Source organism: Arthrobacter sp. Br18, assembly GCF_000520555.1.
Lineage (GTDB): Bacteria > Actinomycetota > Actinomycetes > Actinomycetales > Micrococcaceae > Arthrobacter_D.
In genome coordinates this window covers 15477-24744 of record NZ_KI914874.1, presented here as the reverse complement: position 1 = coordinate 24744, position 9268 = coordinate 15477, and the positions used below count along the sequence as shown (strand labels likewise).

The 9268-nt window shown below is 67.9% G+C and carries 8 protein-coding genes; 4 read left to right on the top strand and 4 right to left on the bottom strand.

The window, feature by feature from the left end; all coding sequences use genetic code 11:
• Nucleotides 1-168 precede the first annotated feature (168 nt).
• Both Y704_RS0112225 and Y704_RS20965 read left to right on the top strand, forming a co-directional pair.
• The gene (locus Y704_RS0112225) at nt 169-450 is read left to right on the top strand and encodes a DUF6457 domain-containing protein (RefSeq protein WP_026550330.1); all 282 of its coding nucleotides are present in this window, start codon (nt 169-171) and stop codon (nt 448-450) included.
• The gene (locus Y704_RS20965; protein ID WP_162149411.1) at nt 447-1706 is read left to right on the top strand and encodes a molybdopterin molybdotransferase MoeA; all 1260 of its coding nucleotides are present in this window, start codon (nt 447-449) and stop codon (nt 1704-1706) included. The genes Y704_RS0112225 and Y704_RS20965 overlap by 4 nt, the downstream gene beginning before the upstream one ends.
• Nucleotides 1707-1961: 255 nt before the next feature.
• Here Y704_RS20965 and Y704_RS20960 read toward each other — a convergent pair whose 3' ends face one another.
• Entirely contained in the window at nt 1962-4352 is a 2391-nt protein-coding gene (locus Y704_RS20960) for an FdhF/YdeP family oxidoreductase (protein ID WP_051476998.1), read from the bottom strand.
• A gap of 81 nt (nt 4353-4433) precedes the next feature.
• On the opposite strand from Y704_RS20960, the gene fdhD reads away from it, so the two are divergent.
• Nucleotides 4434-5261 carry a formate dehydrogenase accessory sulfurtransferase FdhD gene (gene fdhD / locus Y704_RS0112210; protein WP_026550329.1) on the top strand — a complete coding sequence of 276 codons (828 nt, stop codon included), beginning with the start codon at nt 4434-4436 and terminating at the stop codon, nt 5259-5261.
• Nucleotides 5262-5330: 69 nt separating this feature from the next.
• Here the strand turns inward: fdhD and Y704_RS0112205 are convergent, their stop codons facing one another.
• Genes Y704_RS0112205 through Y704_RS0112195 form a run of 3 tightly spaced genes read right to left on the bottom strand, consistent with a single transcriptional unit; the run spans nt 5331 to nt 7631 of the window.
• On the bottom strand, nt 5331-6107 hold the full coding sequence (locus Y704_RS0112205) for an amino acid ABC transporter ATP-binding protein (protein ID WP_026550328.1): 777 nt from the start codon (nt 6105-6107) through the stop codon (nt 5331-5333).
• A complete protein-coding gene (locus tag Y704_RS0112200; protein ID WP_026550327.1) occupies nt 6094-6753 on the bottom strand; it encodes an amino acid ABC transporter permease in 660 nt (219 codons plus the stop codon). Before Y704_RS0112200 ends, Y704_RS0112205 begins: the two co-directional genes overlap by 14 nt.
• Nucleotides 6754-6797: 44 nt before the next feature.
• Complete coding sequence (locus Y704_RS0112195) at nt 6798-7631, bottom strand: amino acid ABC transporter substrate-binding protein (RefSeq protein ID WP_026550326.1); 834 nt, start codon at nt 7629-7631, stop codon at nt 6798-6800.
• 149 nt (nt 7632-7780) lie between these two features.
• On the opposite strand from Y704_RS0112195, the gene Y704_RS20955 reads away from it, so the two are divergent.
• On the top strand, nt 7781-9268 hold a 1488-nt coding region (locus Y704_RS20955; protein ID WP_035772618.1), incomplete at its 3' end, for an ABC transporter ATP-binding protein.

Genomic DNA, 9268 nt, shown 5'->3' with positions numbered 1-9268 from the left:
GCCGCCGCTTCCGCAGGCGGGGCCGCGAATCTGTCGATGAAGAAGCTCCTTGCTAGTGTGAAGACCAAAGAAGTCCCGGTTCCGCCGGGCACAACGCTGGACGTCGACACGTGGGAGGATGCACGAGCCCTGGGCGTCGACGTCGTCAAGTGAACCCCGGAGGGCACAATGGACGAGCGCGAAAAAGTATTGACCGAATGGTGCGCCAGGTTGCTGGAGGCCTATGAGCTGGAGGACTCGACGGTGGATATCGACGCCGTCCTGGCCCTCGCCGGAAAAGCAGCCCACGGCGTCGTGCGCCCGGCCGCGCCCCTCACCACCTTCATCGCCGGGTACGCGGCAGGCCTCGCCGTGGGAAGCGGGCAGGCGAGCGAGGACGTTGCCATGCGCTCCGCCATCGGGCTCGCGGACTCGCAGTGTCCGCCGCCCGGACAGGAGGCGACGGCGTGAGCGAACCGGGCGGGAACCGGAACCTCGACTGGGCAACCGCACGGCAGGCCGCCTACGAGGCGGGGCGTCCGCTGCCCTTCCAGACGGTGACCCTGGCCGACGCGCTCGGGCAGACGCTCGCCGAAGCGGTGTCTCCCCTGCAGCCCATCCCGCACTACGCTTCCTCCGCCATGGACGGCTGGGCGGTGAGTGGTCCGCCGCCGTGGACACTCGTCACCCCCGAGGTGCACGAGGACCACCCCTGGCGCCGGCCCACTCCGCACAGCGATTCGGGCCTGGTGGCGCTGGAGCCCGGACAGGCAACGTTCATCCTGACCGGGGGCGTGGTGCCGGGAAACACCGGCAGCATCCTGCGGACCGAGCACGGCCAGATCCGGGGAGACATCCTCGACCGGAACGCCGCAGCACGGCCGGACGAACCGGCCCCCGGGGAGCACATCCGCCCTGCCGGTGAGGAGGCGGAGAAGGACATCGTGGCTATCCCGGCCGGGGTGGTCCTCAATCCGGCGCAGATCGCGCTCGCGGCCGTGTGCGGCCACGATACCCTCGCGGTGCTGCGTGCCCCTCGCGTGTCGCTCCTGATGACCGGCGACGAAGTCATCGAAGGCGGGCTGCCCCACCCGGGCCAGGTCCGCGACACCTTCGGGCCCCAACTGCCGGCCTTCGTGGCGATGCTGGGCGGGCACGTCGATGTCGCCGGACGCGCCAAGGACGACCTCGACGACGTCGTTGCCGCCATCAGCGCGGAAGCCACCGACGATTTCTCGCTGGCGAGGGCCTCCGGAGACGTGCTCATCACCACTGGCGGCACGGGGGATTCCTCGGCGGACCACATACGCCGAGCGCTCACGGTGCTCGACGCCGAGATGATCATCGACGGCATCGCCATGCGGCCGGGCCATCCCACCCTGCTGGCGCGGCTGCCGGACGGCCGGTTCCTCGTGGGCCTGCCGGGAAATCCGCTGGCTGCAATGATGGCCATGCTGACCGTGGTGGGCCCGCTGCTGGCAGGCCTGCGCGGTGCTCCCCTGGAGGCGCCGGAGCAGGTGCTGTGCGGTGAGGACTTCGAGCCCCTCGAAGGGCGCAGCCGCCTGGTGCCGTTCCGCCACTTGGAGGGACGAGCAATGCCGAGCGGCCACCAGCGCTCGGGGATGCTGCGCGGTCTCGCCTCAGCGGACGGCGTACTGGTGGTACCGGCCGAGGGGTGCGCGGTCGACCAGGCGGTGCCCTCGATCCGGCTGCCCTGGGTGCGGTAGTGCGCTGGCCGGAAGCCAGGAGAAGCCGGACTCCCCGATAGCGGGGTGTCCGGGCTCTCCGTGTCACCGGTGCCTGTGGGTGGCGTTGGTCCTGGAGGTGCCGCTGGTCCTGGAGGTCCGTCCAGTGTGCAGTAGTTACCGCTGTTTCGGCGTTGGGTGGTTACTGCTGCGCAGTCGATGCGGGCTCTCGGTGAATGAAGGACGTCCCGAGAGCGGCGCAGCCGTCCTCACGCGTGGCTGCCGCGCCGGCGGGGCTCAGCGGGCGACCTCCTCCAGCGATGTCTCGACCGCTTCATCGGCCTCCGCCTGCACAGCCGCCGTTCCCACAGCTTTTTCCAACCGGAGGATCACCGACTTCGACGTCGGGGTACCGCTGATGTCCGCCGTGGAATCCAGTGGAACCAGCACGTTCGTCTCGGGATAGTAGGCCGCTGCGCAGCCGCGGGGCGTGGGATACGTCACGGCCCGGAAGTTCTCGGCCCGCCGTTCGACGCCGTCGGCCCACTCCGAGACGAGGTGCACGGGGTCGCCGTCAGCCAGCCCGGCATCGGCGAGGTCCTCCGCGTTGACGAGGACAACCCGTCTGCCGCCGTGGATGCCGCGGTAGCGGTCGTCCTTGCCGTAGATCGTGGTGTTGTACTGGTCGTGCGAGCGCAGGGTCTGCAGGAGCAGCCGGCCCTCGGGGACCTTCGGGTACTGCAGGTCGTTGGCCGTGAAGTTCGCCTTGCCGGTGGCCGTGGTGAACGTGCGGCTGTCCCGGGGACCGTTCGGCAGGACGAAGCCGCCGGGCTTGTCGATCTTCGCTTCGAAGTCGTCGAAACCCGGCACGACGGCGGAGATGTGCTCCCGGATCACGCGGTAGTCGGCCTGCGCCGAAATCCAGTCCAGCTGCGGCGCGTTTTCGGTGTAGGGGCTGTCCGTCCGGGCGAAGAGCCGGTCGGCGAGCTGGCAGACGATCTCGATCTCCGAGCGCATCTCGGTGCTTGCCGGCTTCAGCCGTCCGGTGGAGGCATGGACGGCGCTCATCGAGTCCTCGACGGTGACCCGCTGGTCTCCACCGGCCTGGGTGTCGCGGTCGGTACGGCCGAGTGCGGGAAGGATGACCGCGCGACGGCCCGTGATGAGGTGCGAGCGGTTGAGCTTGGTGGAGACCTGCACGGTGAGCCGCGTGTTGCGCAGCGCCGCGTCGGTGACGTTGGAATCGGGTGTCGCACGGACGAAGTTCCCGCCCATCGCCATGAAGACCTTCGCGCCGCCGTCGCGCATGGATCGGATCGCTGCCACGGTGTCGAACCCGTGACGGCGCGGCGAGGAGAACCGGAAACGCTGATCCAGTGCGTCGTGAAAGGCCGCCGGCATGCGCTCGAAAATGCCCATGGTGCGGTCGCCCTGCACATTGGAGTGGCCACGGACGGGACACACCCCGGCTCCCGGCTTGCCCACGTTGCCCTGCAGCAGCAGGACATTGACGACGTCGCGCAGCGTGGCCACGGAGTGTTTGTGCTGGGTGAGGCCCATCGCCCAGCACACGATGGTGCCGGGGGAGGCGATCATCCGGTCGCCCACCTTGGTGATCTCGGCCTTGCTGATGCCGCTGGCCTCGAGGATCTCGTCCCAGGACGTCCCGCGGAGGCTGTCGAGGTAGTCCTCGAGTCCCAGAGTGTGCTGTGCGATGAAGTCGTGGTCGAAGACGGTGCCTGTGGCCTCTTCCTGCTCGAGGAGGTGCTTGCCGAGTCCGCGGAACAGCGCCTGGTCGCCGCCGAGGCGGATCTGCAGGAAATCATCGGCCAGGGATGTGCCGCCGCCGAACCGGGTCCCCAGGAGGCCCAGAGGGTTCTGGGGATTCTCGAAGCGCAGCAGCCCGGCCTCGGGCAGCGGGTTGACGGCCACGATCGCGCCGCCGTTCTTCTTGGCCTTCTCGAGCGAGGTCAGCATGCGCGGGTGGTTCGTGCCCGGGTTCTGGCCGGCGACGATGATCAGCGGCGCGGTGTCGACATCGTGCAAGGACACCGTGCCCTTGCCGATGCCGAGGGTCTCCACCAGCGCCGAGCCGGAGGATTCGTGGCACATGTTGGAACAGTCGGGGAGGTTGTTGGTGCCGATGCCGCGGACCATCAGCTGGTACAGGAAAGCCGCCTCGTTGGAGGTCCTGCCCGAGGTGTAGAAGACGGCTTCATCCGGGCTGTCCAAAGCCGCCAGCTCGTCGACCACCACGGAGTACGCCTCATTCCAGCTTACCGGACGGTAGTGGGTGGCGCCGGCGTCGAGCAGCATCGGGTGGGTGAGGCGACCCTGCTGCCCCAGCCAGTACTCGTCGTGGGACATCAGGTCCGCGATGGAGTGCTCGGCGAAGAACTCCGGCGGAACCGTGCGGCGCGTGGCTTCCTCGGCGACTGCCTTGGCACCGTTCTCGCAGAATTCTGCGGTATGCCGCTTGTCGCCCTCGGGCCAGGCGCAGCCCATGCAGTCAAAGCCCTTGACCTGGTTGACCGCGAGGAGGGTCTGGGCGCTGCGGAGCGGGCCCATCTGGTCGATCGAGATCTTCAGCGAATTGAGAACCGCTGGAAGACCGACAGCCTTGGTCTTCGGCTTCCCCGTGGTGATCAGGGATTCGTCAATGTCGTTCTTCGGTGCCTTCGATGCCAAGGCCGTCACATCCTCGTGTTGGGAGCAGACTGTACGGTCAGTCAACTAACCTCATCTTAGGCCGATGGTGAGGAGTGCTGGATGAACAGGGTGACGCAACGCCGCCGCATAACGAAATTCCAGGTGGGCGGCACCACGGGCCATCGCGAGGATGTCCTCGCCGGCGAGGAGCCGCTGGAGATCCGGCTGGACGGCCGCGCGTTCACGGTCACCATGCGGACGCCCGGCGACGACTTCGACCTCGTGGCAGGATTCCTCGTCTCGGAGGGCGTGGTGTGGGAGCCGGGCCAGCTGCCGAGCCTGCGCTACTGCGCGGGAGTGGACGACAACGGCCAGCAGACCTTCAACGTGGTCGAGGCGCAGCTCCGCCCCGGCGTTCAACTGCCGGACACCGCCATGGAGCGCCACGTCTACACCTCGAGTTCCTGCGGGATCTGCGGAACCGCGTCCATCGACGCGGTCCGGAAGTCCTCGCGGTTCGAGCTCAGCGGCGATTCCGAACGGGTGGACCTGTCAGTCCTCGCCGGGCTGCCCGACCGCCTGCGGGAGAGCCAGAAGCTGTTCGACCGCACCGGCGGTGTCCACGCTGCCGGGCTGTTCACCCGCGACGGCGAACTGCTGTGCCTGCGGGAGGACGTGGGACGCCACAACGCCGTGGACAAGGTGGTGGGATGGGCGCTGCGGGAAGGGATGCTGCCGCTCACCGGCACCATCCTGCAGGTCTCGGGCCGCGCGTCCTTCGAGCTGGTGCAGAAGGCCCAGCTCGCGGGGATACCGGTGCTGGCCGCTGTCAGCGCGCCGTCGTCGCTCGCCGCCGACCTCGCCGACGATGCCGGACTCACCCTCGTGGGATTCAGCCGCGGCACAACCCTCAACTGCTACTCGCACCCGGAGCGCATTCGCGACTGACACGCTGGGCGCCTGACGGGCCTGACGCCTGACACGCCCGACGGCCCGAGTGCCAGACGCGCCTGAGTGCTAGAACGGGTGGAGGAGCCGCTGGACGAACCGCCGGGTCCGCTCGTGCACCGGGTTGCGGAGCACCTGATCGGGGTGGCCGTGCTCCACCACCACGCCGCCGTCCATGAACACCACCTCGTCAGCGACCTCCCGGGCGAAGGCGAGTTCGTGGGTGACGATCACCATGGTCCAGTCCTCGTCGGCGAGCTCCTTGATGACCGTGAGGACCTCGCCCACCAGCTCGGGGTCCAGGGCGGACGTCGGCTCATCGAACAGCAGGAGGTCCGGCTGCAGGGCCAGGGCCCGGACGATTCCCACCCGCTGCTGCTGGCCGCCGGAGAGCTCGAACGGATGCTGGTCCTTCTTCTCCGCAAGGCCCACGCGGCCCAGCAGCCGCTCGGCGTCGGCGATTGCTTCCCTCCTCGGCCGTTTCTGGACCTGTACGGGGCCTTCAATGACGTTCTCCAGCACGGTCCGGTGCGGAAAGAGGTTGTAGTTCTGGAAGACCATCGCGCTGCGGTCCCGGAGCGACAGGGCATCCCGCCGTGAGACGCCGGCCCCGAAGTCGACGGCGGGGCCGCCCCGGAAGGCGACAGTGCCGCCGTCGGGCACCTCCAGGCCGTTCAGGCACCGCAGTACCGTGGTCTTGCCCGAGCCGGACGGGCCGACGAGCGCCACCACCTGTCCCGAGCGGACCGACAGGTCGATGGACTTCAGGACCGAATTGCTGCCGAAGGACTTTTCGAGGCCCGTGACGGTCAGCAGGGCGGTTGGGTCCGGTTCAGCGGGCAACATAGCGGTCCAATCTTTTCTCGAGGACTGACTGGCCGCTGGAGAGGACGAGGCAGAACACCCAGTACACCAGCGCGGCCTCCAGGTACAGCGTCATGAACTGCTGCGAGAACGCTGCAATCTGCTGAGCCTCGCGGAACAGCTCCGTGACCAGGATCAGCGAGGCCAGGGACGTGTCCTTGACGAGGCTGATGAACGTGTTGGACAGCGGCGGAACCGAGACGCGTGCGGCCTGGGGAAGGATCACCCGGCGGAGGGTCACCGTGCGCGACATGCCGATCGTATGCCCCGCTTCCCACTGGCCCTTGGGCACCGAGAGGATCGCCGCCCGCAGGATCTCCGCCGCGTAGCCTGCCACGTTGAGGGAGAACGCGATGATCGCACTCGGCCACGGCGGAATCACCAGTCCGATCGAGGGCAGGCCATAGAAGATGACGAACAGCTGCACCAGGAGCGGCGTTCCCCGGATCACCGAGATGTAGCCCCGTGCGATCCCCGAGAGGACGCGCCGGCCACTGATCCGCAGAAGCGCGAGCACCAGGGCCAGCGCCAGCCCCAGCACGAAGGACGCGAGGGAGAGGGGGATGGTTCCCGTCAGGCCTCCGCGGACGATGGGCCAGAACGAATCCCTGAGCAGCTCCCAGTCCACGTGTTCATCCTTTCAGCGGTTCCAGCCGCAGCTGATGGCTGACGTTACTGGCTGACGTCGGTCCCGAAGTACTCCTCGGAGATCTCCGCGAGGGTTCCTTCGGCACGGAGCTCGCCGAGGGCCGTGTTGACGGCGTCGACGAGTTCGGTGCTGCCCTTCCGAAAGGCTACCGCGCTGAGGGACTGGTCCTCGGTCTCGGCGGCGACCTTGATCGAGGGATCGTTGCTGGTCTTCTGGTAGTCGAGGTAGGTCAGTTCGTCGTTGATAGTGGCATCGACGCGGCCCTGCTGGAGGAGGGCAACGGACTGTGCCCATCCTTCGACGGGTTCCACGTTCGCTCCGCTCTCCTGGGCGAGTTCATACCAGTTGCTGGTGAGGGACTGCGCGGTGGTTTTCCCCTCGAGGTCCTCGAAGGAGGAGATCCCGCCGTTGTCGGCGCTGGTCACGATCACGCCGTTGCTCACGGTGTAGGGCTCCGAGAAATCGTAGACTTCCTGCCGCTGATCGGTGATGGACACCTGGTTGGCGACGACGTCGAAACGGCCGGCCTCAAGCCCGGCGAAGATCGCGTCGAACTGGGTTTCCTGGAACTCCGCCTCCACCCCGAGCTTCTCCGCGACGGCGGTGATGACCTCGACGTCGTAGCCGGTCAGCTCGCCGGTGCCGTCCTCGTGGAAGCTGAAGGGCCGATACGTTCCCTCGGTGCCCACGGTCAGCACTCCGGCGTCCTGGATCTGCTGGAGGGTCGACGGGGCTGCTGATTCGCCGGACCCGGAATCGGCGGCTCCGCCGGATGGCGAGGGAGCGGACGAGGCGCATCCGGCGAGCGACAGGGTGAGTGCTGCGGTTGCGCCGAGGACGGACAAGCGTGACTTCATGGTTCGGTTCCTTAGGTATTCGCCGGGGTCAGGCCGCGCGGCCTCCCTAGGTGAACACCGGCGCACCCGCTAATTGTTCCGGGGCAGGACGGCGGGAATCCAGTACTTTCCGGCCTAAGCTGGGGGAAGCTTGAACTGGAGGAATGTGCATGAGCATGGAAGGCGCGGCCTGGAGCTCCCTGTACCGGATCTCCACCGCCAATAACAGCAGGAACAAATTCTCGAAGGAAACGTTGAAGCGGATCGTCGCCTTCGCCGTGCCCTACCGTGCGCAGCTGGCGATCTTCATGGTGCTCTCCGTGGCGGGGGCCTTCCTCGCCGTAGCGACTCCGGTGCTGGCCGGTCAGGTGGTGGACGTCATCGTCGCCAACGGCGAGACGGCGACGGTGGTGCGCCTCGCCGCCGTCATCGCCCTGGTTGCCGTTCTCGACGCCGCGGTGTCGATGATCACCCGGTGGTATTCGTCGAGGATCGGCGAGGGCGTGATCCTGGACCTCCGCACCGCCGTCTTCGACCATGTCCAGAAAATGCCGATCGCCTTCTTCACCCGCACCCGTACCGGAGCCCTCGTCAGCCGGCTCAACAACGACGTGATCGGCGCCCAGCAGGCCTTCAGCGGAACGCTGTCGGGGGTGGTCACCAACCTCGTGGCGCTGATCCTCACGCTGATCGTGATGCTCAGCACGTCGGTGCTGGTGACGGTCCTCGCCGTCATCATGCTGCCGATCTTCCTCATCCCGGCCCGCCGCATGGGCAGCCGGCTCGCAGCACTCCGCCGCGAGGCCGCGGACCACAACTCCGCCATGAGCACCCAGATGACGGAGCGGTTCTCGGCGCCCGGGGCCACGCTGGTCAAGCTGTTCGGGCGTCCGGACGAGGAATCCGTCGAGTTCCGGGTTCGCGCGGCACGCGTCCGCGACATCGGCGTACGGACGGCCATGCTGCAGTGGATCTTCTTCACCGCGCTCATGCTCGTCTCGGCCCTTGCGCTGGCACTCGTGTACGGCCTGGGTGGCGGCCTGGCGCTCGCGGGCCAGCTGGAGACGGGCGAGGTGGTCACGCTGGCCCTCCTGCTGACCCGCCTGTACGCGCCGCTGACCAGCCTGGCCAATGCGCGCGTGGAGATCATGAGTGCGCTCGTCAGCTTCGAGAGGGTATTCGAGGTCCTCGACCTGGTGCCGCTGATCCAGGAGAAGCCCGGCGCCGGCTCGGTGCCCGCAGGGCCGGTATCCGTGGAGTTCGACGACGTCCGGTTCGGCTACCCGTCCGCGGACAAGGTCTCGCTCGCCTCGCTCGAAGAAGTGGCGACGCTCGACACCCGCGGCGGCGAGGAGGTGCTGCACGGGATCTCCTTCCGGATCGAGCCGGGCCAGACGGTGGCCCTCGTCGGCACTTCAGGTGCCGGCAAATCCACGATCGCCCAGCTCCTGGCACGCCTGTACGACGTCGACAGCGGCGCGGTGCGCCTCGCCGGCGTCGACGTCCGGGATGTGACGTTCACGTCGATGCGCCACACCCTGGGGATGGTCACGCAGGACGGCCACCTGTTCCACGAGACCATCCTCTCCAACCTGCGCCTTGCGCGTCCCGAGGCCACCGAGGACGAGGTGTGGGACGCCGTCCGGCGTGCGCGGCTC